Origin of the sequence: Streptomyces sp. NPDC002793 (assembly GCF_040295485.1) — a bacterium.
GTDB lineage: Bacteria > Actinomycetota > Actinomycetes > Streptomycetales > Streptomycetaceae > Streptomyces.
Map to the genome: position 1 here is coordinate 1 of NZ_JBEOVL010000069.1, position 24,435 is coordinate 24,435.

At 72.0% G+C, this 24,435-nt stretch carries 21 protein-coding genes and 1 pseudogene; 9 read left to right on the forward strand and 13 right to left on the reverse strand.

The features are described 5' to 3' along the window. Positions 1–378 precede the first annotated feature (378 nt). The 6 genes and pseudogenes from proC to ABT001_RS33885 all read right to left on the reverse strand — a co-directional run bounded on the left by proC (position 379) and on the right by ABT001_RS33885 (position 4,602). A complete protein-coding gene (gene proC / locus ABT001_RS33860) occupies positions 379–1,188 on the reverse strand; it encodes a pyrroline-5-carboxylate reductase (protein ID WP_351285329.1) in 810 nt (269 codons plus the stop codon). 72 nt (positions 1,189–1,260) lie between these two features. Continuing rightward, complete coding sequence (locus ABT001_RS33865; RefSeq protein ID WP_351285330.1) at positions 1,261–2,022, reverse strand: ABC transporter permease; 762 nt, start codon at positions 2,020–2,022, stop codon at positions 1,261–1,263. Beyond that, positions 2,019–2,828: an ABC transporter ATP-binding protein gene (locus ABT001_RS33870; RefSeq protein ID WP_351285332.1), complete on the reverse strand. Its 810-nt coding sequence runs from the start codon at positions 2,826–2,828 to the stop codon at positions 2,019–2,021. Before ABT001_RS33870 ends, ABT001_RS33865 begins: the two co-directional genes overlap by 4 nt. Before the next feature lie 64 nt (positions 2,829–2,892). Then, positions 2,893–3,748, reverse strand: a pseudogene (locus ABT001_RS33875) (class I SAM-dependent methyltransferase). After that, positions 3,699–4,244, reverse strand: coding sequence for a hypothetical protein (locus ABT001_RS33880; RefSeq protein WP_351285334.1), 546 nt, complete (start codon positions 4,242–4,244; stop codon positions 3,699–3,701). Before ABT001_RS33880 ends, ABT001_RS33875 begins: the two are co-directional and overlap by 50 nt. Before the next feature lie 34 nt (positions 4,245–4,278). Next, complete coding sequence (locus ABT001_RS33885; protein WP_351285335.1) at positions 4,279–4,602, reverse strand: SH3 domain-containing protein; 324 nt, start codon at positions 4,600–4,602, stop codon at positions 4,279–4,281. 123 nt (positions 4,603–4,725) lie between these two features. Here ABT001_RS33885 and ABT001_RS33890 point away from each other — a divergent pair, with 123 nt between their 5' ends. Beyond that, positions 4,726–6,912, forward strand: a complete 2,187-nt coding sequence (locus ABT001_RS33890) for a protein kinase domain-containing protein (protein ID WP_351285358.1) — start codon at positions 4,726–4,728, stop codon at positions 6,910–6,912. Between the two features lie 43 nt (positions 6,913–6,955). Here ABT001_RS33890 and ilvD read toward each other — a convergent pair whose 3' ends face one another. The 4 genes from ilvD to ABT001_RS33910 form a co-directional block, all read right to left on the reverse strand. Continuing rightward, a complete protein-coding gene (ilvD, locus tag ABT001_RS33895; protein WP_351285337.1) occupies positions 6,956–8,806 on the reverse strand; it encodes a dihydroxy-acid dehydratase in 1,851 nt (616 codons plus the stop codon). A gap of 120 nt (positions 8,807–8,926) precedes the next feature. Next, on the reverse strand, positions 8,927–9,550 hold the full coding sequence (locus ABT001_RS33900) for a TetR/AcrR family transcriptional regulator (protein WP_351285339.1): 624 nt from the start codon (positions 9,548–9,550) through the stop codon (positions 8,927–8,929). Beyond that, positions 9,547–10,359 (reverse strand): sugar phosphate isomerase/epimerase family protein, encoded by an 813-nt coding sequence (locus ABT001_RS33905; RefSeq protein ID WP_351285360.1) that lies wholly within the window; start codon positions 10,357–10,359, stop codon positions 9,547–9,549. The genes ABT001_RS33900 and ABT001_RS33905 overlap by 4 nt, the downstream gene beginning before the upstream one ends. Before the next feature lie 95 nt (positions 10,360–10,454). Beyond that, a complete protein-coding gene (locus ABT001_RS33910; RefSeq protein ID WP_351285341.1) occupies positions 10,455–11,402 on the reverse strand; it encodes a Ppx/GppA family phosphatase in 948 nt (315 codons plus the stop codon). 32 nt (positions 11,403–11,434) lie between these two features. Between ABT001_RS33910 and ABT001_RS33915 the strand changes: the two genes are divergently transcribed. Next, the gene (locus ABT001_RS33915; protein WP_351285343.1) at positions 11,435–12,277 is read left to right on the forward strand and encodes a DUF3109 family protein; all 843 of its coding nucleotides are present in this window, start codon (positions 11,435–11,437) and stop codon (positions 12,275–12,277) included. Between the two features lie 93 nt (positions 12,278–12,370). Here ABT001_RS33915 and ABT001_RS33920 read toward each other — a convergent pair whose 3' ends face one another. Then, positions 12,371–14,191 carry a BACON domain-containing protein gene (locus ABT001_RS33920; RefSeq protein WP_502967571.1) on the reverse strand — a complete coding sequence of 607 codons (1,821 nt, stop codon included), beginning with the start codon at positions 14,189–14,191 and terminating at the stop codon, positions 12,371–12,373. 186 nt (positions 14,192–14,377) lie between these two features. On the opposite strand from ABT001_RS33920, the gene radA reads away from it, so the two are divergent. Together radA and disA are read left to right on the forward strand one after the other, a co-directional pair. Continuing rightward, the gene (gene radA / locus ABT001_RS33925) at positions 14,378–15,790 is read left to right on the forward strand and encodes a DNA repair protein RadA (RefSeq protein WP_351285346.1); all 1,413 of its coding nucleotides are present in this window, start codon (positions 14,378–14,380) and stop codon (positions 15,788–15,790) included. A gap of 80 nt (positions 15,791–15,870) precedes the next feature. Next, entirely contained in the window at positions 15,871–16,995 is a 1,125-nt protein-coding gene (disA, locus tag ABT001_RS33930) for a DNA integrity scanning diadenylate cyclase DisA (RefSeq protein ID WP_351285347.1), read from the forward strand. Positions 16,996–17,063: 68 nt separating this feature from the next. Here the strand turns inward: disA and ABT001_RS33935 are convergent, their stop codons facing one another. Next, a complete protein-coding gene (locus ABT001_RS33935; protein WP_351285361.1) occupies positions 17,064–17,879 on the reverse strand; it encodes a hypothetical protein in 816 nt (271 codons plus the stop codon). A gap of 262 nt (positions 17,880–18,141) precedes the next feature. On the opposite strand from ABT001_RS33935, the gene ABT001_RS33940 reads away from it, so the two are divergent. From ABT001_RS33940 to cseC, 5 genes are all read left to right on the forward strand, one after another. Continuing rightward, positions 18,142–19,044, forward strand: coding sequence for an HhH-GPD family protein (locus ABT001_RS33940; RefSeq protein ID WP_351285349.1), 903 nt, complete (start codon positions 18,142–18,144; stop codon positions 19,042–19,044). Positions 19,045–19,239: 195 nt separating this feature from the next. Further along, positions 19,240–19,824 (forward strand): SigE family RNA polymerase sigma factor, encoded by a 585-nt coding sequence (locus ABT001_RS33945; protein ID WP_351285351.1) that lies wholly within the window; start codon positions 19,240–19,242, stop codon positions 19,822–19,824. After that, a complete protein-coding gene (locus ABT001_RS33950) occupies positions 19,812–20,510 on the forward strand; it encodes a hypothetical protein (RefSeq protein WP_502967572.1) in 699 nt (232 codons plus the stop codon). Before ABT001_RS33945 ends, ABT001_RS33950 begins: the two co-directional genes overlap by 13 nt. Positions 20,511–20,522: 12 nt before the next feature. Continuing rightward, positions 20,523–21,233 carry a two-component system response regulator CseB gene (gene cseB / locus ABT001_RS33955; RefSeq protein WP_351285353.1) on the forward strand — a complete coding sequence of 237 codons (711 nt, stop codon included), beginning with the start codon at positions 20,523–20,525 and terminating at the stop codon, positions 21,231–21,233. Next, positions 21,230–22,555: a two-component system sensor histidine kinase CseC gene (gene cseC, locus ABT001_RS33960; RefSeq protein WP_351285355.1), complete on the forward strand. Its 1,326-nt coding sequence runs from the start codon at positions 21,230–21,232 to the stop codon at positions 22,553–22,555. The genes cseB and cseC overlap by 4 nt, the downstream gene beginning before the upstream one ends. Before the next feature lie 67 nt (positions 22,556–22,622). Here cseC and ABT001_RS33965 read toward each other — a convergent pair whose 3' ends face one another. Continuing rightward, on the reverse strand, positions 22,623–24,242 hold the full coding sequence (locus ABT001_RS33965; protein WP_351285357.1) for an MDR family MFS transporter: 1,620 nt from the start codon (positions 24,240–24,242) through the stop codon (positions 22,623–22,625). Positions 24,243–24,435 lie beyond the last annotated feature (193 nt).

The following is a 24,435-nucleotide window of genomic DNA, read 5'->3' on the forward strand; positions in this document are numbered from 1 at the left end:
TTTCCAGTTCTTCGCTTTCGCGTTTCCCTTTCCGGCGAGTCCGACTCTATCAGATCCTTTCGGGCCTGATTCCCAGTCAGCGGGGTTCGTCTTCCCGGCCGCTGGGCCGTTCCGACGAGTGAGACTTTAGCGGAATCCCGGGGCCCGACGCTAATCGGGCCACCTTCGAACACTGATTCCTCATTTCGCGGGTGCACACATGAAAACGCACGACACACGTCGCTCGTTTCGAGTGGTTACTGCGGAATGGCTGCCCGGGGACCGACCGGAGTCGGCGCTCACGTCGGACAACTCGGAGCACACTACGGACAGGTGTCGGGCGTGTCAACCCCGGTTCGCCCCCATGGGCGGCGATCTCGGCTACGAGCAGGTAGCCCGTCAGCCGTTGCCCGTGGCCAGCTCGCGGCTGCGGTCGCGGGCGGCTTCCAGGGCGGCGATCAGGGCAGCTCGTACGCCGTGGTTCTCCAGCTCGCGGATGGCGCTGATGGTCGTGCCGGCCGGACTGGTGACGGCCTCGCGGAGCTTGACCGGGTGTTCGCCGCTGTCCCGGAGCATGACCGCGGCGCCGATGGCGGCCTGGACGATCAGATCGTGGGCCTGGGCGCGCGGCAGGCCGAGCAGGATGCCGGCGTCGGTCATCGCCTCGACGAGGAAGTAGAAGTACGCGGGTCCCGATCCGGAGAGCGCGGTGGCCGCGTCCTGCTGGGACTCGGGGACCCGGAGGGTCTTGCCGACGCCCCCGAAGATCGCCTCGGCGTGGCCGAGGTGCTCGGCGGTGGCGTGGCTGCCCGCGGAGATGACGGACATGCCCTCGTCCACCAGGACGGGGGTGTTCGGCATGACGCGTACGACCGGGGTGCCTGAGGCGAGGCTGTCCTCGATGAACCCCGTGGTGATGCCGGCGGCGGCGCTGATGACGAGGCGGTCGGTGGTGACGTGGGGCGCCAGCTCGTCGAGGAGCCGGCCCATGTCCTGGGGCTTGACCGCCAGAATGAGGATGTCCGCGCTCTTGGCCGCCTCGGCGTTGGTGACGGCCTCGACGCCGTAACGAGTGCGGAGCTCCTCGGCGCGCTCGGCGCGGCGGGCGGTCACCAGCAGGTCGCCTGCCGGCCACCCCGCCCGGATCATGCCGCTGAGCAGCGCCTCGCCGATCTTTCCTGTACCGAGGACTGCGACTGTCTGGGTCATGCGGTTCATCCTCCGGATGGCGGTACGCCGTACGCGGTGCTGATCGTCGGTCGCCATCCTCGCACCGCGGCGTCAGGTGGTGCGGCGGCGGAGCGTTGCCGCGCCCAGGCAGAGGACGAGCAGGGCGCAGCCGGCCACGATCAGGACGTCGCCGCGGTGGAAGTCCGCGGTGACGTCGGTGTGTGTGAGGACCCGGTTCATCCCGTCGACGGCGTACGACATCGGCAGGAAGTCGGAGATGGCTTCGAGGACGGGGTGCATCCGGTCGCGCGGGGTGAACAGTCCGCACAGCAGAAGCTGCGGGAAGATCACGGCGGGCATGAACTGGACCGCCTGGAACTCCGAGGCGGCGAAGGCCGAGACGAACAGGCCGAGCGCCGTGCCGAGAAGGGCGTCGAGGAGGGCCACCAGGAGCAGCAGCCAGGGGGAGCCGGCGACGTCCAGCCCGAGGACCCAGACGGACATCGCGGTGGCCAGGAGGGACTGGGCCACCGCGACGGCGCCGAAGGCCAGGGCGTATCCGGCAATCAGGTCTCCCTTGCCCAGGGGCATGGAGAGGAGGCGCTCGAGGGTGCCGGAGGTGCGCTCGCGGAGGGTGGCGATCGAGGTCACCAGGAACATGGTGATCAGCGGGAAGATGCCGAGCAGGGAGGCCCCGACCGCGTCGAAGGTGCCCGTGCCGGCGTCGAAGACATAGCGCAGCAGCGTGATCATCAGGACCGGGACGACGAGCAACAACGCGACGGTGCGGGGGTCGTGGCGGAGCTGGCGCAGGACGCGTCCAGCGGTGGCGAGGGTCCGCGCCGGGGAGAGTGCGGCGGTGTCGGTGCTCATCGGGGCGTCTCCTCGCGGGCGGTGGTGTCACGGTCGGTGGCTTCGGCTGCCTGGTGCTCGTCCACCAGGTGGAGGAATGCCTCCTCGACGGTGGCCGAGCCGGTACGGGCGCGGAGGGCCTCGGGCGTGTCGTCGGCGAGGATCCGGCCCTCGCGCATGAGCAACAGCCGGTGGCAGCGTTCGGCTTCGTCCATGACGTGGGAGGAGACGAGGATCGTGGTGCCCCGGTCGGCGGCGAGCGTGTGGAAGAGGTTCCACAGATCGCGGCGCAGCACGGGGTCGAGGCCCACGGTCGGCTCGTCGAGGACCAGGAGTTCGGGGGTCCCGAGCAGGGCCACGGCGAGGGAGACCCGGCTGCGCTGGCCGCCGGAGAGCGCACCGGCGAGGGCGTCGGCGTGGCTGGTGAGGTCGACGTCGCCGATGGCGCGGGTCACGGCTTCCGCGCGGAAGGCGCGGTGGGCGCGGCCGGGCCGGAGCACGGCCGCGAAGTAGTCCAGGTTTTGCCGCACGGTGAGGTCCGTGTAGACCGACGGCGCCTGGGTGACGTAGCCGACGCGAGGGCGCAGGGACGGATGCCCGGCAGGCCTGCCGAGGACGTCCAGCGCGCCCGCGACCTCGGCCTGGGTGCCGACGACGGCCCGCATGAGCGTGGACTTCCCGCAGCCGGACGGGCCGAGGAGGCCGGTGATCCTGCCCGGCTCGACGGTGAAGTCGAGGCCGCGCAGGACCGTGCGGTCTCCTCGTACGACGGTGAGGGCGCGGGCCGAGACGGCGCTCGTGTCCGTGGCGCACGACAAATTCATCATGTGATGAATATTGATCCTGCCGAGGTGACCCGTCAAGGGGTGCGGTGTGCCCGGGCCGGGTCGGTCAGCGGATCAGGACGCCGAGTCCGACGACGTAGCGCTCCTCGGTCATGCCGTCGGGGAACACGGCGGCCAGGTGTCCGCGCTCCTCGTCCAGGAACCGCCGGTTGGACTCCTCACCGGCCGCGCCCAGCACCAGGAAGGCGGAGTGGCCGGCGGGGTTGGCTAGATGCGTGTCGACAGGCACCGTCCGGGACCACGGCAGCAGTTGTCGGGTGAACTCACCCGGGAGCTTCGGAAGGGTTCCTCGAACCGGCGCCCGCCGGTGTGCCGTAAGCGCCGTTCTCCGCGCCGAGGTGCCAACGGAGCCGGGTGTCCTGGCCGGAGATCCAGCGGACGGAATCGTCGGAGACGTTCCACCACAGCGCCGGCGCACCGCCGGGACGCAGGGCACGGAGCGCCTCGGGCAGGGCCTGGGCCGGGTCGGTCCAGTGCCAGGGCTGGGCGTAGGTGATCAGGTCGGCCGACCCGGTGGCCAGGGGAAGGCGGTTGCCGTCACCCCGGACCACGGGGACGGACGGCAGCGACCGGTGCAGCTCTCCCGCCATGCCGGGGCCCGGCTCGACGGCGGTGACCAGGGTGCCCCTGGCGCGCAGCGGCCGGGTGGCGATGCCCGTTCCCCGCGCCTACGTCGGCGGCACGGGCGCCGCGCAGGGCCGGCCGGTCAGTTCCTCGACGGCATCGAGCAGGGCGGGCGGGTATCCGGGGCGCGCCGCGGCGTAGAGGGCGGCGGCGTTGTCGAACGAGAGGGCGCGGACGTGGGCGTGCGTTGGTCGGCCATGCGTTCGTCGTGCGGGCGACCGGGCCGTTCTACCGGCGTTCGGGGCGCTTCCCCTTGCGGCTCCTGCGGGCCGCCGGATTGCCGGTCCGGGACGAGCGGCGCTTCTCGTATTGGGAGAGCGCCGTCTCGTACTCCGTGCGCCGGAGCTTCTCGCCCGGCGCCTCCGTGAGCGAGCGGATGAAGTAGGCGAGGAGCGAGCCGATGAAGCCGATCGACTTGAGACCGCGCAGCCTGTCCTCCTGGGACGGGTCGGCGGGGCGGCGCGTGAAGCCCTCCCAGGTCTTGCGGAAGGCGATGGCACTGCAGACCGCGAACATCAGGACGACCAGCATGCCGACGAAGCTGCCGACCTCGGCGATCTCCAGCCCTTGGTAGGCGAAGCGCAGGACGAAGCACGCGGCCACGGCCGCGACGAGCGAGCCGACGGTGGCGGCGACGCGCCGCAGCCCGTACCCGCCGTCGTGGTCGACCCAGGTCGTGCCGAAGAGACGGAGGGGTTCGGGCTGCGGCCCGGGCGTGGTGGCGCCCGACGGCACGGCCGGGGTTGTTCCGGGGGCTTCGCTGTTCTCGCTCACGGACTCGATTATCCCCGGCGGTGTGCCGGTACCGTCAGCCGCAGCGCGGAGCGATGTAGCCGTCGCTGCCCGTCTTGACGTACGCGTCCGCCACGAACTGGCCGTTGGCGATGTTGTCCCAGAGGTTCGACGTGCCGTACGGGCCGGACACCCATTCCCCCGGCTTCTGGCAGTACACCGGGACGCTCATCCCGTACGGCAGCGTCCGGACGATCCCGTACTGCGTTCCGGGTCCCCTGCGGACGTTGACGCGGTAGCCAGGAGCGATCGGGTAGACGACGGTGTCCGCGGCGAGTGCCGTGACCTCCGCGTCGGCGTCCGTCGTGGTGGTGGTGCCGGCGTTCTCTTCAACACCCATGAGGGCCTCCCCCGTTGAAAGCGATGCGTGTGACGCGCAGGCTAACAAGCTCCACGTTCCTCGCACGCGCCATCGACTAGGCTCCGTGCGTCGCGCTTGCGCACGAACACACGGGGGTGGGCGATGCCGCCGCTGCGAGGGACCGGATCACATCCGGAAGCGGAGCATCCTGAGTACGCCGGGCAGTACCGGCTCGAGGCATGTCTCGGCGCGGGCGGCATGGGGGTCGTGCACCTGGCGCGCTCCGCCTCCGGGCTCCAGCTCGCGGTGAAGGTGGTGCACCGCCAGCACGCGGCGGACCCGGAGTTCAGGGCCCGTTTCCGGCAGGAGGTCGCGGCCGCCCGACGGGTCAGCGGAGCATTCACCGCACCGGTCGTGGACGCCGATCCGGAGGCGGCGCTGCCCTGGATGGCCACCCTCTACGTACCCGGCCCGACCCTCGCCTCGCAGGTGAAGCGGAACGGGCCGATGAGCCCGGCCGAGCTGCGCAGGCTCACGGCCGGGCTCGCCGAGGCGCTGCGCGACATCCACCGGGCCGGTGTCATCCACCGGGATCTGAAGCCGAGCAACGTCCTCCTCCCCGACTCCGGTCCCAAGGTCATCGACTTCGGGATCTCCCGGCCGTACGACAGCGATCTCCGCACGGAGACGGGCAAGCTGATCGGCTCGCCGCCCTACATGGCGCCCGAGCAGTTCCAGCGGCCCCGTGAGGTCGGTCCGGCCGCCGACGTGTTCGCGCTGGGGGCGGTTCTGGTCCACGCGGCGACGGGCCGGGGCCCCTTCGACTCGGACAGCCCGTACCTCGTGGCCTACCAGGTGGTGCACGACGAGGCCGATCTGGCGGGGGTACCCGGTGACCTGTCGCCCCTGGTCGGGCGCTGCCTGGCCAAGGATCCGGCGGAGCGGCCCACCCCCGACGAGATCATGGCCGCGCTGCGCCCGCCGTCGTACGAGGCGGCCGCCTTCATACCCGTCCAACGCAGGCCGCTCGCCCTCGAGTCCGGGGAGGCAGGCGCCGATGGCACGGACGAGGGGCCCACGCACGTGCGGGCGGTGGACGGGCTGCCGTCCGGTTCAGAGTCCGGAACGGTGGGGAGCCGTCGCGCACGGCACCGGATCGCAGCCGTCTCCGCGGCGGCGCTGCTGCTGGCCGGAGGAGGTCTCTGGGCGGCCGGGACCTGGGGCGGCTCCGGGGCACCGGGGGCGGCAACCGGCGCGGAGGAGAAGCGCGTGGCGGCGTCCGCCCCGTGGCAGACCCCGCTGCGCTCCCCCGGCGGCTCGACTCCGTCGTGCGTCTCAGGGGCGGGCGCGGACTCCGCGCTGTACTGCGTGACCGCCGGGTACGGCGCGGCCCGGCTGGATCCCTCGGACGGCCGGGTGATCTGGTCGCACCGGGACGCGTCACCGAAGGGCGTCGAGGGTGCGAGTCCGGTCGGCGCGGTGTCAGGAGACGTGGCCTACTCCGTCGTGGCGGCCCAGAAACTGCGTGCGTACGCCCCCGGGAGCGGAACCGAGCTCTGGCACACGGAGCTCTCCCCGTACGTCGACACCCCCTTCCCTGCGGGCGACACCCTCCTGGCGGTCCGCCAGGACGGCACGCTCCAGGGGCTCGACGCGTCGACCGGCACATCCACGTGGCGGCACACCGTCCCGGGCCACGTCCGGCCGGGTTTCGCCCTGTACGACGCCGGGACCGGCCTCGCGTACGCGTTCGAGAGCTCGGCGCAGGGGACCACCACCCTGGTCACGGCCGTCGTCGCCGAGACCGGGGACACCGCCTGGCAGCGCGAGCTGAAGGGGATACTCACTCCGGCCGGGACATCGGGCGGGGCGCTCCTGCTGACGTCCATGAACGAGAAGGCCCAGACCACCGGGCTCGTCCGCTACGACCCGGCGCGGCGCGGTACGTCCCGCATCCCTCTGCCCTTCCGGATGAACGGTCCGGAGACCGTGGTGGACGGAGACACCGCCCTGCTGCTCGAACGCGGCGGGACGCTGCTCGCCGTCGACGTCCGTCCGGGGGGAGGGCGGGCCGAGCGGTGGCGGCTGGAGACTGCCGTCGGGATGACCTCGGCACCGGTCCTCGGACCGGGCGGCCGGCTGTACTTCTCGGCCGCCGACGGGCGGCTCCTCGCCGTCGACACGGAGCACGGGACGCTGCTCGGCCAGACGCGCCCGAGGCTGAGGGGCGGCAAGCTCAGCCCTGCCTCGTCCCTGCCCGCCCCCGTCGTCCTGGGCCGGAGCGTCATCGGCACCGGGCCGGACGGGACCGTCTTCGCCGTGGACGCGGACGACCCCGCCCGCTGGTGAGACCAGGGACGGGGCCGGACGGGACCGCTCGGAGCGCTGTGGGTCAGCCGAGCCTGGAGACGTCGCGGACCGCGCCGCGGTCCGCGCTCGTGGCCATCGCGGCGTAGGCGCGCAGGGCCGCGGAGACCTTGCGGTCACGGTTCTTCGGGGCGTACACGCCGTTCAGCGCGGCGCGGCGGGTGTCGAGCTCGGCGTCGGACACGAGGAGCTCGATCGAGCGGTTCGGGATGTCGATCCGGATCCGGTCGCCGTCCTCGACGAGCGCGATCGTGCCGCCGGAGGCCGCCTCGGGGGACGCGTGGCCGATGGACAGGCCCGACGTACCGCCGGAGAAACGGCCGTCCGTGACCAGCGCGCAGGTCTTGCCGAGGCCACGGCCCTTGAGGAACGACGTCGGGTAGAGCATCTCCTGCATGCCGGGGCCGCCCTTGGGACCCTCGTAGCGGATGACGACGACGTCGCCGTCCTTGATCTCCTTGCGGAGGATCTTGTCGACGGCGTCGTCCTGCGACTCGCAGACGACCGCCGGGCCCTCGAAGGTCCAGATCGACTCGTCGACGCCCGCCGTCTTCACGACACAGCCGTCCACGGCCAGGTTGCCCTTGAGGACCGCGAGGCCGCCGTCCTTGGAGTACGCGTGCTCCAGGTCGCGGATGCAGCCGCCCGCGGCGTCCAGGTCCAGGGTGTCCCAGCGCTCGGACTGCGAGAAGGCCGTCGCCGAGCGGACACAGCCGGGAGCCGCGTGCCAGAGCTCGACGGCCTCGGGCGACGGGGAGCCACCGCGGATGTCCCAGTTCTTCAGCCACTCGGCGAGGGTGTCGGAGTGCACCGAGTGCACCTCCTCGTTGAGCAGACCGGCCCGGTGCAGCTCGCCGAGGAGGGCGGGGATGCCGCCCGCCCGGTGGACGTCCTCCATGTAGTACGTGCCGCCCGGGGCGACGTTGGGGGCGACCTTCGACAGACAGGGCACGCGGCGCGAGACCTCGTTGATGTCGTCGAGGTCGTAGGCGAGCTCGGCCTCCTGCGCAGCGGCGAGCAGGTGCAGGATCGTGTTGGTCGAGCCGCCCATGGCGATGTCGAGCGCCATGGCGTTGTCGAACGCGGCGCGGGTGCCGATGGCCCGGGGCAGGACGGTCTCGTCGTCCTGCTCGTAGTAGCGCCGGGTGATGTCGACGACCGTGCGGCCCGCGTCCTCGTACAGCGCCTTGCGGGCGGTGTGCGTGGCCAGGACGGAGCCGTTGCCGGGGAGGGAGAGGCCGAGGACCTCGGTCAGGCAGTTCATCGAGTTGGCGGTGAACATGCCGGAGCAGCTGCCGCAGGTCGGACAGGCGTTCTCCTCGATGCGGAGGATGTCCTCGTCGGAGATGCTCTCGTCGACCGCGTCACTGATCGCGTTGACCAGGTCGAGCTTGCGGACCGTGCCGTCGACGAGGGTGGCCTTGCCGGCCTCCATCGGACCGCCGGAGACGAACACCGTGGGGATGTTGAGGCGCATCGCGGCCATCAGCATGCCCGGGGTGATCTTGTCGCAGTTGGAGATGCAGATCAGGGCGTCGGCGCAGTGGGCCTCGACCATGTACTCGACGCTGTCGGCGATCAGGTCACGGGAGGGCAGGCTGTAGAGCATGCCGTTGTGTCCCATGGCGATGCCGTCGTCCACCGCGATGGTGTTGAACTCGCGGGGCACGGCGCCGGCCGCCTTGATCGCCTCGGAGACGATCCGGCCGACGGGGGCGAGGTGGGTGTGGCCCGGCACGAACTCGGTGAAGGAGTTCGCCACCGCGATGATCGGCTTGCCGATGTCCTCGCTCGCTACGCCGGACGCGCGCATAAGGGCGCGGGCGCCCGCCATGTTGCGGCCGTGGGTGACAGTGCGGGACCTCAGCTGGGGCATCGTCTCTCGCTCCTTCGATGAAAAGACTGTCTCCGAGCGTACGCCCCCCGTGCCAAGATCTGGACACGCCGTCCGATCGGTGGGACGGGGCGACCGGCGCGCGAGCACCTGTCAACCGGATCAGGCTTCGCCCAGATACCTCTGGAGCGTGGGTGCCACCATCGCGATGATCTTCTCGGGATCGGCGGAGGCCAGCGGCTCCGCCTGGACGACGTACCGCAGGAGCGCGATGCCGAGCATGTGCGAGGCCGCCAGCTCGGCGCGGAAGGCCGGGTCGGGCACCTCCAGCTGTGCCGCGATCCGCTCCAGGAGCCGGCGCAGCACGAAGGTGCGCAGCACCTTCGCCGCCGCCTCGTGCGTGAGCGCCGAACGCAGGACCGCCAGCAGCGGCACCCGGGACGCCGGGTCCTCCCATACGCCGATGAAGACCCGGGCCAGCCGCTCCCCCAGGCCGTCCGAGGGCCCGCCGAGGAGTTCGGGAACGACGAGGGCGGGCTCGAACGAGAGCTCGATGGCCGCGGCGAAGACCTCGTCCTTGGTACCGAAGTAGTGGTGGACCAGGGCCGCGTCGACGCCCGCCGCCCTCGCGATGCCCCGGACCGACGTCTTGTCGTAGCCGCGTTCCGCGAATTCCGTGCGGGCCGCCTCCAGGATCCGGGTCCTGGCGTCGGGGCCGGTGGTGTCCGCCGTGCGGGAGGGACGGCCCCTGCGCCGTGGGGGCGGGCCGTCGGCGCCGGAGGTCATGGGCGGGGCGTCCGCGTCGGCGACGCCAGGTGGAGCCTGGTGAAGGCGAGTGCTTCCGCGAGATCGGCCTCGCGTTCGGCCGAGGACATGGCGCGGCGGGTGTTGACCTCGATGACGACGTGGCCGTCGAAACCGGTCCGGGCCAGCCGCTCCAGCAGTTCCGCGCACGGCTGGTCGCCCCGGCCGGGCACCAGGTGCTCGTCCTTGCCGGAGCCCTTGCCGTCGGCGAGATGGACGTGGGCGAGTCGGTCGCCCATCCGGTCCACCATCGCCAGGCTGTCGGTGCGGGCGGTCGACGTGTGCGACAGGTCCACCGTGAAGTGCCGGTAGTCGTCGTTGCTGACGTCCCAGGCGGGGGCGTACGCGAGCATCTCGCGGTCCCGGTAACGCCACGGGTACATGTTCTCCACCGCGAAGCGCACATCGGTCTCGTCCGCCATGCGCCAGATACCGGAGACGAAGTCGCGGGCGTAGTTGCGCTGCCACCGGAAGGGCGGGTGGACGACCACCGCCGAGGCGCCGAGCTTCTCCGCGGCGGCCCTGGCCCGCTGGAGCTTCACCCACGGGTCGGTGGACCAGACCCGCTGGGTGATCAGCAGACAGGGCGCGTGCACCGCCAGGATCGGCACCTGGTGGTAGTCCGAGAGCCGCCGCAGCGCCTCCACGTCCTGGCTGACGGGGTCGGTCCAGACCATGACCTCGACACCGTCGTAACCGAGGCGCGCGGCGATCTCGAAGGCCGTCGCCGTCGACTCCGGATAGACGGAAGCCGTCGACAGCGCGACCTTCGCATCCGGGATGCGCACCACTGGTTCTGCCACCTGGCCAGGGTACGGGCAGCCGTACGTCACGCCGAGGGAGCCCGGCTGAAAGTGACAAGGGCCATGGGCGGCGGCGCCCGGGATCAGGTCAGGGCGCCCTGTTCCGTCGGCAGGTGGTCGAGGCGGCGCAGAATGACTCCTTCGCGCAGCGCCCAGGGGCAGATCTCCAGCTCCTCGACCCCGAACAGGTCCATGGCGCCCTCGGCGACGAGCGCCCCCGCCAGGAGCTGCGCGGCGCGCCCCTCGGTGACCCCGGGCAGGTTCGCCCGCTGGGCGACGGTCATCGTCGACAGTTTCGGCACCCACTCCTCCAGGGCCTTGCGGGTGAGGACGCGCTGCACGTACAGCCCCTCGGCCGAGCGGGCGGCCCCCGTGATCCTGGCGAGCTGCCGGAAGGTCTTGGAGGTGCCGACGACGCGGTCGGGCGGCCCCAGGCGGGCGAACTCGCCGACCGTGCGGGCGATACCGGCCCGGACATGGCGGCGCAGCGCCCGTACGGCGGTCGGGTCCGGCGGATCGCCCGGAAGCCAGCCGGCGGTGAGCCGGCCGGCGCCGAACGGCAGCGAGACGGCGGCATCGGGCTCCTCGTCCATCCCGAAGCCGACCTCCAGCGAACCGCCGCCGATGTCGAGGACGAGCAGCTTGCCCGCGGACCAGCCGAACCAGCGGCGGGCGGCCAGGAAGGTCAGCCGGGCCTCCTCCTCACCGCTGAGGACGGCGAGGGCGACACCGGTCTCGTCCCGTACCCGGGCCAGCACCTCGTCCGCGTTGCCCGCCTCCCGCACGGCTGAGGTGGCGAAGGCGAGCACGTCCTCGCAGCCCTTGTCCTCGGCCGCACGGAGGGCGTCGGCGACCGTGGTCACGAGGCGGTTCACGCCCTCGGGGCCGATCGCGCCGTCCCGGTCGAGGAGTTCGGCGAGGCGCAGTTCCGCCTTGTGCGAGTGGGCGGGAAGCGGGCGGGCACCGGGGTGTGCGTCGACCACCAGCAGATGCACCGTGTTCGACCCCACGTCGAGGACTCCGAGTCTCATACGGGAACGCTACTGCGGCTTACTCTGGGCACGTGCCAAAGACGAAAAAGGCGAAGCCGGACAAAGCCACGAAGAAGCAGCAGAAAACGGAGCAGGAGACGCAGCAGCCGGAGACGACGGGGCCCGACGGGCCCGACGAGAAGGGCCTCGACTTCGCTCGGGCCTGGGTCGAGTTCCCCGATCCCGCCGACGACGAGCAGGTCTTCCGGTGCGACCTCACCTGGCTGACGTCCAGGTGGAACTGCATCTTCGGCAGCGGTTGCCAGGGCATCCAGGCGGGCCGGGCGGACGACGGCTGCTGCACGTTGGGCGCGCACTTCTCGGACGAGGACGACGAGAAGCGGGTCGCCGGGCACGTCGCACGGCTCACACCGGAGCTGTGGCAGTTCCACGACGTCGGCACGGAGACCGGCTGGGTCGGTGTCGACGAGGACGGCGAGCGTCAGACCCGGCGCTGGGAGGGCTCCTGCATCTTCCAGAACCGCCCCGGCTTCGCCGGCGGCATGGGCTGTTCCCTGCACATCCTGGCGCTCAAGGAGGGCAAGGAGCCGCTGGAGACCAAGCCGGACGTGTGCTGGCAGCTCCCGGTCCGCCGCACGTACGACTGGATCGAGCGGCCCGACGACACGCGCGTGCTCCAGATCTCGATCGGGGAGTACGACCGCCGGGGCTGGGGCCCGGGTGGTCACGACCTGCACTGGTGGTGCACGTCGGCGACGTCCGCGCACGGAGCCGGTGACCCGGTCTACGTGTCCTACCGCCCCGAGCTCATCGAGATGATGGGCGAGGAGGCCTACGACCGGCTGACCGAGCTGTGCGAACAGCGGCTGGCGTCGCTGCTGCCGATGGCACCGCATCCGGCCGACCCGGCCTGACACTCCGGCCCGCGACCTGCTCCTCTCGCTTCCCCCGGCGGCCCGGGGCGCTGCGGACGAACGTTCCGCCTCGCTCCCGGGCCGCAGGCCGCGTCATCCGGCCGGTCCGGACGGGGAGCCCGGTCCCGTCGTCGGGCCGCCGGACGGTGACGGTGTGGGGCCGGGCGTGCCCGGTGTGTCCGTCGGCGGAGCGGTCGGCGTGGGCGTCGGGTCCGGCGGGTACGTGGGCTCCGTGGGCTTCTCCGTGGGCTTCTCCGTGGGCTTCTCCGTGGGTGACGAGGCCGGATGCGTCGACGGTGGTGTGGCGGTCGGCCTGGGGCTCGCGGGCTCCGGGTTTCCGGGGCGGGGCGACGCGTCGCCGTAACCGGTGACCGTGACCGCTGACCCCGACGGGTCGAGCAGGACACGGGCACTCCACGGACCCCGCGGCTCGGCCGCACTGTCCACGAACACGTGGAAGGTGACGCTGCGCCCCGCGGCGACCGTGCCGGACGTACGGCTGAGGCGCAGCCATGGGGCGTCCGCCCGTGCCGACCAGGCGACCGGCTCGGTGCCGGTGACGGTCAGGGTGATCGCCGTACGGCCGCCGGACGAGCGGGTCGAGACCGTGAGCAGGCCCGCTCCTGTCGGGCCGTCGCCGACGCTGACGACCTCGGCCGAGACGTCCGGAGCCACGGGGTCCTCCGTGAAGCCACCGTGCCCCTCGGGACGGGCGTTGCCCGCGTTCGCGTAGCGGCCGTACGGATCGCCGTCTGGGCCCCGCTCCCCGCCCATGTCCGTCGCGGTGACCGAGGTGTCGCGGCCCTCGCCGGTCAGCGGCGCACCCCGGTAGGCGGCCCACAGGGCGATCACCGGGGCGGCGACGACCGTCGCCACGACCGTCGTCGTCACGACCCGGGCGCGCAGCCGGCTCCGGCGCGCGGCGTGGTCCTTGGGGTCCAACGGGAAGCCGGTCCGGTCGAAGCGCGGGGTGCCGGACCGGGACCGCCGGGCGTGCGCGAGGGCGACGTGCACCGACGGGCGGGGGGCTTCCACGACCCGCAGCGCGGCGACCGGGGTGACGGTGGCGCCGGGCCAGGGTCCGGCGGCACCGGCGCGCTCGGCGGCACGGCGGCAGCGGGGGCAGTCGTCGACGTGCCGGACGAGTTCCCGGCGCAGGGCAGCGGAGAGCAGCACCTGGTGGGTGCCGGTGAGCCGGGCGACGGCGGGGCAGTTGCCCGTCTCCACGACGGCGAGGGCGGCACGGGTGCGCTCCACCTCGCAGGCCCCGCCGGCCAGGAGCTCCCTGGCGCTCCCCGGGTCGAGGCCGAGCACGGCGCCGACGGCGCGCGGGGTGAGTCCGTGGCGCACGGCGAGCTCCAGGGCCTCGCGCTGCTCCGGAGTGGTCCCCGCTGCCTCGGGCCACGCCAGCTGGGCGAGTTCGCGCCGACGTGCTTCGGCCGCCGGGGACTCCGTGGGGCAGCCCGCGGTGGGCTCCTCCGGACCGCCGTGGGTGCCGGGGCCTGGGGGGCCCGTGCGGGGGGCGCGGCTGCCCCGGGCGCCTGCCGCGCGGGCGCCCTCGCGAGGCGCGCCGCCACGTGGGGCGGTCGGCCGCCGGTGCGCCTGGCGGCCCCGCCGCCGCTCGGTGAGGACCCGCAGGCACGTCCATCTGGCCAGGGCGTACAGCCAGGATTTACGTTCCTCCTCAGCCGCGGGGCACCGTCCGTCCTGCCGTTCGGCGATCGCCAGGACCGCGCCGAGTGCCTCGGTGGCGGCCTCGTGGTCGCAGAGCACGGAGAGGCAGTAGGTGAACAGGCCGTCGAGATAGGGCTCGTAACGTGCGGGCGACCGCAGCACCGGGAGTCGGGCCTCGCTGCGGTGCGCCCGGTGTGCGCCGGTGGTGTGCGTGGGGGGCTCCAGCCTGCTGCTCGTCACGTGGCGACCGTAGGCAGGTACGGGCCGGACCCCGACGGTACTTTCCGACATTCAACCCTTACGGGTGACACTCTCACTCGAAAGGGGACAGGAATCTCAGATTCCTCCGGAATTACCGCATCGGGCACACGTTCGACTTCCCCGCCCGCAGCCGGTGCTGTCAGACCTCACCTATACGGTGACGCCATGGCTGCCCGTACGAAATCCGCGAAGGACCGACCGTCCTACCGCTGCACCGAATGCGGCTGGACGACCGCCAAATGGCTCGGCCGCTGCCCGGAGTGCCAGGCCTGGGGGACGGTCGAGGAGTTCGGCGGCGCCCCAGCGGTGCGTACGACGGCGGCGGGACGGGTCTCCACGGCCGCGGTGCCGATCGGCCAGGTCGACAGCCGACAGGCCACAGCGCGCTCGACCGGGGTCGGAGAGCTGGACCGGGTGCTCGGCGGAGGGCTCGTGCCCGGCGCCGTGGTGCTGCTCGCGGGCGAGCCCGGCGTCGGCAAGTCGACGTTGCTGCTGGACGTGGCCGCGAAGGCGGCGAGCGAGGACCACCGCACCCTCTACGTCACGGCCGAGGAGTCCGCCGGCCAGGTGCGCATGCGGGCCGACCGGATCCGGGCGATCAACGACCACCTGTATCTGGCCGCCGAGACGGACCTCTCCGCGGTCCTGGGGCACCTGGACGCGGTCAAGCCGTCCCTCCTCGTCCTCGACTCCGTGCAGACGGTCGCCTCGCCGGAGATCGACGGCGCACCCGGCGGCATGGCGCAGGTCCGCGAGGTCGCGGGCGCGCTCATCAGGGCCTCCAAGGAGCGGGGCATGTCGACGCTCCTGGTCGGCCACGTGACCAAGGACGGCGCGATCGCGGGACCGCGGCTCCTGGAGCACCTCGTCGACGTGGTGCTGTCCTTCGAGGGCGACCGGCACGCGCGCCTCCGGCTCGTCCGCGGCGTCAAGAACCGCTACGGCGCCACGGACGAGGTCGGCTGCTTCGAGCTGCACGACGAGGGCATCACCGGCCTCGCCGATCCCTCCGGACTCTTCCTCACCCGCCGCGACGAACCGGTCCCGGGCACCTGCCTCACGGTCACCCTGGAGGGCAAGCGGCCCCTCGTCGCCGAGGTGCAGGCCCTGACGGTCGATTCGCAGATCCCCTCGCCCCGGCGCACGACCTCCGGTCTGGAGACCTCCCGGGTCTCGATGATGCTGGCCGTCCTGGAGCAGCGGGGCCGGATCAGCGCCCTCGGTAAGCGGGACATCTACAGCGCGACGGTGGGCGGGGTGAAGCTCACCGAGCCGGCCGCGGACCTCTCGATCGCCCTGGCACTGGCCAGTGCGGCCAGCGACACACCGCTCCCCAAGAACCTGGTCGCGATCGGTGAGGTGGGCCTCGCCGGGGAGGTCAGAAGGGTCACGGGGGTCCAGCGCAGGCTCGCGGAGGCGTACCGTCTCGGGTTCAAGCACGCCCTCGTCCCGAGGGACCCGGGGCAGGTCCCGGCCGGTATGAAAGTCACAGAAGTGGCCGACATGGGCGACGCCCTGAGGGTCCTCCCCCGCAGGACTCGGCCGGACGGACCACAGGGGGACGGCGCACGCCGGTAGACTTTGCCCTGGTCTCGCCCGCCCGTACGAACGGTATGAGGGACGCAAGGGCACCGCAAACCTGTGACCGGAGGAGTGCAGTGGCAGCCAACGACCGGGCAGCATCGCCCGGAAAGTCCGGCCAAGGCACGGGGAACGAGGCGCTGATGCGCGCCTCGTTGAGCGCGGTCGCGCCCGGAACGGCCCTCCGCGACGGCCTGGAGCGCATCCTCCGGGGCAACACCGGCGGGCTGATCGTCCTCGGCATGGACAAGACCGTCGAATCCATGTGCACCGGCGGCTTCGTGCTCGACGTGGACTTCGCCGCGACGCGCCTGCGTGAACTGTGCAAGCTGGACGGCGCGATGATCCTCGACAAGGACATGACCAAGATCCTGCGGGCCGGTGTGCAGCTGGTCCCGGACGCCTCCATCCCGACCGAGGAGACGGGCACCCGGCACCGCACGGCGGACCGGGTCTCCAAGGCGTGCGGATTCCCGGTGGTGTCGGTCTCCCAGTCGATGCGCCTGATCGCGCTGTACGTGGACGGGGAGCGGCGGGTCCTGGAGGAGTCCTCCGCGATCCTGTCCCGCGCCAACCAGGCGCTCGCCACCCTGGAGCGGTACAAGCTCAGACTGGACGAGGTCGCCGGGACGCTCTCCGCACTGGAGATCGAGGACCTGGTGACGGTCCGGGACGTGACGGCGGTCTCGCAGCGGCTGGAGATGGTGCGGCGGATCGCGACCGAGATCGCCGAGTACGTGGTGGAGCTGGGCACCGACGGCCGCCTCCTGTCGCTCCAGCTGGACGAGTTGATCGCGGGCGTGGAGCCGGAGCGGGAGCTGGTCGTGCGCGACTACGTCCCCGAACCGACGGCGAAGAGGTCCCGAACGGTCCCGGAGGCGCTGGCGGAGCTGGACACGCTCACCCACACCGAGCTGCTCGAACTCCCCGTGGTGGCACGCGCCCTGGGGTACAGCGGGTCGCCGGAGACGCTGGACTCGGCGGTCTCCCCGCGGGGCTTCCGGCTCCTGGCGAAGGTGCCGCGGCTGCCCGGGGCGATCATCGAGCGGCTGGTGGAGCACTTCGGCGGCCTGCAGAAGCTGCTCGCCGCGAGCGTGGACGACCTCCAGGCCGTGGACGGGGTCGGCGAGGCGCGGGCCAGGAGTGTCCGGGAGGGGCTCTCGCGGCTGGCGGAGTCCTCGATCCTGGAGCGGTACGTCTGAGGACTCCTCGTGCGGATCGGACCGGCAGGGCCTCACCGGATCACTTCCGGTGAGGCCCTGCCGGTCCGTCAGTCCTTGGCCAGGACGAACGAGGCGCGCTGCACGGTCTCGCCGGGCACCTCGGCCTCCAGCAGGTACGTCCCCGGGCCCGCGGCCTTGACGGGCGGTGTCGCGCACCGGGGTGCGCTGCCCTTGCGGTCCCACTCCACGGTGTGCACCACCGTCGCGCCGGCGGGGACCCGCAGGAACAGGGACCCGCTCTTCGGGCAGTCCGCCGAGGACCACACCTGCTCGTCGTCCTCACCGGCCTCGGTGATCGTGAGCACCGCGCTCTTCGGGCCGAAGTCGGCCTTGCAGTCGGCCGCCGTGGTGTTCCTGGCGCTCAGCCGGAACTCCGGCTGGTCGTCGGGTCCGTAGCTGATGTCCGTCTTCAGGCTCAACCGCAGCGCGGCAGGCTTGCAGTCGGGGAGCGCCGAGCCGGCCGGCACCCGTCCGCCGCCACCCGTACCGCCGCCGGAGCCCGTGCTCGTACCGGTCGACGCGGTGCCGCCCGTGCCGGCGGTGTCCGATCCCTCCGCGCCACCCGCTCCGGTGCCGCCCCCGCCCTCGGAGCCCGCAGCCGTGCCGGTGCCGGTCTCCCCCGACTCGTCGCGTCCGCCGGGGGGTTGGCCGACGACCGGACCGGAGCTCGACGGTCCGGGAGTGATGGACGGGGCCGGGCCGGAGCCTCCGGACTTCCCGTCGTCCTGTCCGCCGCCGCTGCCGCCGGACGTGGTGATGACGGCCCAGGCCACCAGCGCCGCGAGCAGCACGATCACCAGCACCGCTACTGTTCTCCGACGCCAGTAGATGCTGGAGGGAAGCGGCCCGACCGGATTGCGCATAGAACCCACGGACCGAACTGTACGAGAGATCCATGCCAACTCCGGCCCCCAACCACCGCTCTGATCGACAAGTTTTCCGGATCATCATCACGGAGCGGCCGTTCGCCGGGTACTTCCGTCCGCTTTGCACCGGCTCGGGTCAGTCCCGGGCCACGCGAGGGGACAGAACGGGTGGCGTTATCACCCCCAGGACCCTCAGCCGGGCCGACACCCCCGTAGCCGTGCCCGATGTCGCGCCTTCCGTGTCAGGATCGTGGGTGCGATGACTGCCACGACTACGACACAGACGCCCCCCGCCTCCCTCCATGCCCCCGTCATCGGGTGGTTCGAGCAGCACGCCCGCGATCTGCCCTGGCGCCGCCCCGATGCGGGTGCCTGGGGTGTGATGGTGAGCGAGTTCATGCTGCAGCAGACCCCGGTGAACCGAGTCCTCCCGATCTACCAGCAGTGGATGGCCCGCTGGCCGCGCCCGGCGGACCTCGCCGCCGACGCACCCGGCGAAGCGGTCCGTGCCTGGGGCCGGCTCGGCTACCCGCGCCGTGCGCTGCGCCTGCACGGGGCGGCGCAGGCGATAACGGAACGCCACGGCGGTGACGTGCCGAGCGAGCACGGCCAGTTGCTCGCACTGCCCGGGATCGGGGAGTACACGGCCGCGGCCGTGGCCTCGTTCGCGTACGGGCAGCGTCATGCCGTGCTCGACACGAACGTCCGCAGGGTGTTCGCGCGGGCCGCCACCGGCATCCAGTACCCGCCGAACGCGACCACCGCGGCCGAGCGCAAGCTCGCCCGCGCGCTGCTCCCCGAGGAGGACGAGCGCGCGGCCCGCTGGGCGGCGGCCACGATGGAACTCGGCGCGCTGGTGTGCACCGCGAAGAACGAGGACTGCACGCGCTGCCCGATCTCCGGGCAGTGCGCCTGGCGACTGGCCGGGAAGCCCGCCCATCAGGGCCCTCCGCGCCGGGGGCAGACCTATGCCGGCACGGACCGGCAGGTGCGGGGGCGGCTGCTCGCGGTACTGCGCGACGCGGTCGCCCCGGTCCCGCAGTCCGCGCTGGACGCGGTGTGGGAGGAACCCGTGCAGCGGGCACGCGCCCTGGACGGGCTCGTCTCCGACGGGCTGGTCGAGCCTCTGGCGAACGGCCGGTACCGGCTGCCTCTGACCTGACCGCGCTCCGGCGGACCTGGGTTTCGTCCAGCGGCTGTCCAACGGCTGTTACACAACCGATGGACAGCCGTGCGTCCGCGTACGGCTGCTCCGCACAGCCTCGTGACAACGCCTCCGTAGCGTCACCGACGTCGGCAACGGGACCATCCGGCCGACGGCGGTACACGGGGATTCACGGGGACGGAGGCGGTCGTAATGGCGCAGGGCGAGGTGCTCGGTTTCGAGGAGTACGTACGGACCAGGCAGGACGCGCTGCTGCGCAGTGCGCGCCGGCTCGTGCCTGATCCCGTGGACGCGCAGGACCTGCTGCAGACCGCCCTGGTCCGCACCTTCGGCCGCTGGGACGGCATCGCGGACAAGTCCCTCGCCGACGCCTATCTGCGCCGCGTCATGATCAACACGCGTACGGAGTGGTGGCGGGCCCGCAAGCTCGACGAGGTCCCCACCGAGCAGCTCCCCGACGCGAGCGTCGACGACGGCGCCGAGCAGCGGGCCGACCGTGCCCTGCTCATGGACGTCCTCGGGGTCCTGGCTCCGAAGCAGCGCAGCGTCGTCGTGCTGCGACACTGGGAGCAGATGAGCACGGAGGAGACGGCCGCGGCGCTCGGCATGTCCGCCGGTACGGTGAAGAGCACGCTGCACCGCGCCCTGGCCCGACTGCGCCAGGAGCTGGAGGAGCGTGCGGCCCGGAGCCGTGAGGCCGAGGAGGCTCCGGCGCGGATACCCGCGCAGCGGAACAGGCGTCATGACGAGCGGGGGCGGGAGCGGTGCGCGGCCTGACAGGCAGCAGCGACGGTTCGACGGCCGGCCGGGGAGGACGACTCCGGGCCGGCCTCGCGGCGGGGAGCACGGCGATGGCCGGGCTCGCCGCCTTCGGGCTGTTCGGCGTCGGCTGTTCCGCCGCGGGCACGGGCACGCGCGACGAGGGCGCGGCGAGCACCCAGCAGGTCGCCCGGGCCACACCGTCGAGCACGGTCCCCACCGGCACGGCGAAGCCGGCCCCGCGGGTCAACGCGGTGATGCTCGTCAAGGGCGACCCGAAGGTGAGCCGCCAGCTCAAGAACGACCTCAAGCCCTGCGCCGGTGACGAGTACCCGGTCGACACCTCGTACGGATCGCTGACCGGCGGTACGACGACGGATGTCGTGGTCAACGTGATGACCTGCGGGGATTCGGTGGGTGTCGGCACGTACGTCTACCGCCGGGCGGCCGACGGTTCGTACGGGAACGTCTTCGCCGCCGAGGTACCCGCGGTCTACGGGACCATCGACCGCGGCGATCTGGTGGTGACGACACAGGTCTACGGATCGAAGGACTCGGTCGCGTACCCCTCCGGTGAGGACGTCGTCACCTACCACTGGACCACCGACCGGTTCACCGAGACCGACCGGGTGCACAACGACTTCAACCGGGCCGTCGGCAGCGGGGATGGCGCACTCCCCGCACCGCAGGCCACGCAGAACTGAGGACCCGCTCGCATGGCCGATACCCATGTCCTCTTCGTCGAGGACGACGACGTCATCCGCGAGGCCACCCAGCTCGCTCTGGAGCGGGTCGGCTTCACGGTCACCGCGGTGCCCGACGGCCTGCTGGGCCTGGAGGCCTTCCGGGCGGACCGGCCGGACATCGCCCTGCTGGATGTGATGGTGCCGGGCCTGGACGGGGTCAGTCTGTGCCGGCGCATCCGCGACGAGTCGACCGTGCCCGTGATCATGCTCTCCGCGCGCGCGGACGCGATCGACGTGGTGCTCGGTCTGGAGGCCGGGGCCGACGACTACGTCACCAAGCCGTTCGACGGTGCGGTGCTCGTCGCCCGCATCCGCGCCGTGCTGCGGCGTTTCGGCCACGCCTCGGGTACGGGCGGAACACCGGCCGGGGCCGGCGGGGCACCGGAGGAGGCGGGCGGTGTGCTGGTCTTCGGCGATGTGGAGATCGACACCGAGGGCATGGAGGTGCGCCGAGGGGGTGCGCACGTGGGTCTGACACCCACGGAGATGCGGCTGCTGCTGGAGTTCTCCTCGGCACCCGGCACCGTGCTCTCCCGTGACAGGCTCCTGGAGCGGGTCTGGGACTACGGCTGGGGCGGGGACACCCGCGTCGTCGACGTCCATGTGCAGCGGCTGCGCACCAAGATCGGGCAGGACCGGATCGAGACGGTCCGCGGCTTCGGCTACAAGCTGCGCGCATGAGGCGGCTGGCACTGCGGACCGGCGTCCGCTGGAAGATCAGTATCGCGATCGCCGCCGTCGGCGCGCTGATCGCGCTGGCTCTGAGCCTCGTCGTCCACAACGCGGCCCGGGTCTCGATGCTGGAGAACGCGCGCGAGGTGCAGCTGGAGCGGCTGTTGTTCGCCCAGCGGCTGTACGAGGCGACGAGTCCCCAGAAGCCGTCGCCGAAATTCGGCGCCAAGATCAACGATCCGTCGCTCCCGGCGAGCCTCCGTGACCAGATGCGGGATCACCGGCGCGCCACCCACGTCGACGACTACGCCGACGGGGTGCCCGACGTCTGGGCGGCCGTACCACTGGCCAACGGCGATGTCCTGTCGCTGCACACCCGCTTCGCCGACCACAGCGCCACGATCATGGGCGACCTCGACCGGGCGCTGATCATCGGCTCGGTCTCCGTCGTCGCCGGCGGCTGCGCGCTGGGAGTCCTGATCGGCGGCCAGCTGTCCCGGAGACTGCGCAAGGCGGCGGCAGCGGCCGGCAAGGTCGCCCAGGGCAACACGGAGGTACGTGTACGGGAGGCCGTGGGCGGTGTCGTGCGGGACGAGACCGACGAGCTGGCCAGGGCCGTGGACGCGCTCACGGACGCGCTGAACGAACGGATCGAGGCGGAGCGCCGGGTCACCGCAGACATCGCGCACGAGCTGCGGACCCCTGTGACCGGGCTGCTCACCGCGGCGGAGCTGCTGCCTCCGGGGCGGCCCACAGAGCTCGTGCGGGACCGGGCCCAGGCGATGCGGACCCTGGTCGAGGACGTCCTGGAGGTGGCCAGGCTGGACAGTGCCTCCGAGCGCGCCGAGCTGCAGGAGCTGCAGCTCGGCGAATTCGTCGGCCGACGGGTCCGGCTGCTGGATCCGGAGATCTCGGTGCGGGTGGTGCACGAGTCCTGGGTGTCCACGGATCCGCGGCGGCTGGAGCGCATCCTGGGCAATCTGCTGGGGAACGCCGCCAAGCACGGGGCCGGCCCGGTCGAGGTCACGGTCGAGGGCCGGGTGGTGCGGGTCCGCGACCACGGCCCGGGATTCCCCGAAGCTCTGCTCCGGGAGGGGCCGAGCCGTTTCCGTACCGGCAGCAGCGACAGATCCGTACGCGGCCATGGTCTGGGGCTGACCATCGCGGCGGGGCAGGCCCGGGTCCTGGGGGCCAGGCTGACGTTCCGCAACATGGGGTCCGTCGGGGGCTCCGGGGACCGGGGCGGAGCGATCGCCGTGCTGTGGCTGCCCGAGCACGCGCCGACGAACACCGGCAGCTTTCCGGTCCTGCGGCAGGTGGAAACGGGCTGAGGGAAGCGGGGTGGGCCCCGGAGAGGTTTCCGGGGCCCACCCCGCTTCCCATCAGTCGCCCAGCCGCTCAGACGGTCTGCGACTCCCGCGCGTCCGTTGCCCCGGCGGCACCCGTTCCGGCGCCGCCCTCGCCGCCCTCGCCGCCCTCGCCGCCCGAGGACGCCTCCGGCTTCACGGCGCCGCGCAACGGGACCTCCTTGACGAAGAACGCCGCCAGCAGCGCCACCACCGCGACCGAGCCGCCCACCAGGAAGGCGATGTGCGTCCCGGAGGCCACGGCGTACTCGTACGCCTCGCGCGCCGCGTCGGGCAGCTTCGCCAGGCTCGTCGCGTCCAGCTGCGCGGACGACTCCGTCACCGTGCCGCCGCCGCGCTCCGCCATCTCGTCCTGCACCCGTCCGGTGAACAGCGCGCCCATGATCGCGACTCCGAAGGAGCTGCCGAGCGTGCGGAAGAGAGTGGTCGCGGACGAGGCGACTCCCATGTCCTTGAGCTCGACGCTGTTCTGTGCGACGAGCATCGTGATCTGCATCAGGAAGCCCATGCCCGCCCCGAGCACCGCCATGTAGACGCCCGAGGTGAAGCGCGTGGTGCCGGTGTCCATGGTGGCCAGGAGGAACAGCCCCGCGACCATCAGGACGCTGCCCAGGATCGGGAAGATCTTGTACCTGCCGGTGCTCGTGGTGATCCGGCCCGCGACCAGCGAGACGATCATCATCGACAGCAGCATCGGCAGGAGCAGCAGTCCGGAGTTGGTCGCGGACGCGCCCTGGACGGACTGCTGGTACAGCGGGAGGAAGAGCACCGCTCCGAACATCACGAAGCCGGTCATGAAGCCCACCACGGACATGAGGCTGAAGTTGCGGTATCGGAAGATGTGCAGCGGCATGATCGGTTCGGCGGCCCTCGTCTCGACGAAGAGGAAGCCGGCCAGGGAGGCCACGCCGAGTGCGATGAGCTCCATGATCACGGCGGAGCTCCAGGCGTACTCCGTGCCGCCCCAGGTGGTGACCAGCACGATGGCGGTGATGCCGACCGTGAGGAGCGCGGCGCCCAGGTAGTCGACCCTGGCCTCCGAGCGCTCCTTGCGGGGCAGGTGCAGCACGGCGGTGACCATGGCCAGCGCGACCGCGCCCAGCGGCAGGTTGATGTAGAAGCTCCAGCGCCAGCCCAGGTGGTCGGTGATGGTGCCGCCGACGAGCGGGCCGCCGATCATGGCGACCGCCATGACCCCGGCCATCATGCCCTGGTACTTGCCGCGCTCCCGGGGCGGCACGAGGTCGCCGAGGATCGCCATGACGCCGACCATCAGACCGCCCGCGCCGAGGCCCTGCACCGCGCGGAAACCGATCAGCTGACCCATGTCCTGGGCCATTCCGCTCAGCACCGAACCGATCAGGAAGATCACGATGGAGGTGAGGAAGATGCCCTTGCGTCCGTACAGATCGCCGAGCTTGCCCCAGATGGGCGTGGAGGCCGCCGTGGCCAGGGTGTAGGACGTCACCACCCAGGACAGGTGCTCCATGCCGCCCAGGTCGCCGACGATCGTCGGCATCGCGGTACCGACGATGAGGTTGTCGAGCATGGCCAGCAGCATCGTGATCATCAGGGCGAGGACCACCACTCTGACGCTGCGTGCCTTCGGTTCGGCCGGCCCTTCGGCCGTCGCCTTCTTGAGTTCCGCCATGTCGTGCTCCCCTGATCCCCTGATCGCCCGGTCTGCCACCACCCCGGCACTTACTTGCCGCCCGGCTAGCTAGCTACACTGGAGGAAGGTAGACCCGTCACTAGTAGGGCTTGGTCAGGTCGATGTTGGCGCGGGTATGTCGCGGTGACAGGTGGGGCAGGCGCCGGCCCATGTCGCGAGGATGGTCTGTAGC

Bases quoted from the DNA above. Each gene is read 5' to 3' on its own strand.
- proC (WP_351285329.1), bottom strand. From the start codon at position 1,188: ATGACCCAGACAGTCGCAGTCCTCGGTACAGGAAAGATCGGCGAGGCG.
- ABT001_RS33865 (WP_351285330.1), bottom strand. From the start codon at position 2,022: ATGAGCACCGACACCGCCGCACTCTCCCCGGCGCGGACCCTCGCCACC.
- ABT001_RS33870 (WP_351285332.1), bottom strand. From the start codon at position 2,828: ATGATGAATTTGTCGTGCGCCACGGACACGAGCGCCGTCTCGGCCCGC.
- ABT001_RS33885 (WP_351285335.1), bottom strand. From the start codon at position 4,602: ATGGGTGTTGAAGAGAACGCCGGCACCACCACCACGACGGACGCCGAC.
- ABT001_RS33890 (WP_351285358.1), top strand. From the start codon at position 4,726: ATGCCGCCGCTGCGAGGGACCGGATCACATCCGGAAGCGGAGCATCCT.
- ilvD (WP_351285337.1), bottom strand. From the start codon at position 8,806: ATGCCCCAGCTGAGGTCCCGCACTGTCACCCACGGCCGCAACATGGCG.
- ABT001_RS33900 (WP_351285339.1), bottom strand. From the start codon at position 9,550: ATGACCTCCGGCGCCGACGGCCCGCCCCCACGGCGCAGGGGCCGTCCC.
- ABT001_RS33910 (WP_351285341.1), bottom strand. From the start codon at position 11,402: ATGAGACTCGGAGTCCTCGACGTGGGGTCGAACACGGTGCATCTGCTG.
- radA (WP_351285346.1), top strand. From the start codon at position 14,378: ATGGCTGCCCGTACGAAATCCGCGAAGGACCGACCGTCCTACCGCTGC.
- ABT001_RS33935 (WP_351285361.1), bottom strand. From the start codon at position 17,879: ATGCGCAATCCGGTCGGGCCGCTTCCCTCCAGCATCTACTGGCGTCGG.
- ABT001_RS33940 (WP_351285349.1), top strand. From the start codon at position 18,142: ATGACTGCCACGACTACGACACAGACGCCCCCCGCCTCCCTCCATGCC.
- ABT001_RS33945 (WP_351285351.1), top strand. From the start codon at position 19,240: ATGGCGCAGGGCGAGGTGCTCGGTTTCGAGGAGTACGTACGGACCAGG.
- cseB (WP_351285353.1), top strand. From the start codon at position 20,523: ATGGCCGATACCCATGTCCTCTTCGTCGAGGACGACGACGTCATCCGC.
- cseC (WP_351285355.1), top strand. From the start codon at position 21,230: ATGAGGCGGCTGGCACTGCGGACCGGCGTCCGCTGGAAGATCAGTATC.
- ABT001_RS33965 (WP_351285357.1), bottom strand. From the start codon at position 24,242: ATGGCGGAACTCAAGAAGGCGACGGCCGAAGGGCCGGCCGAACCGAAG.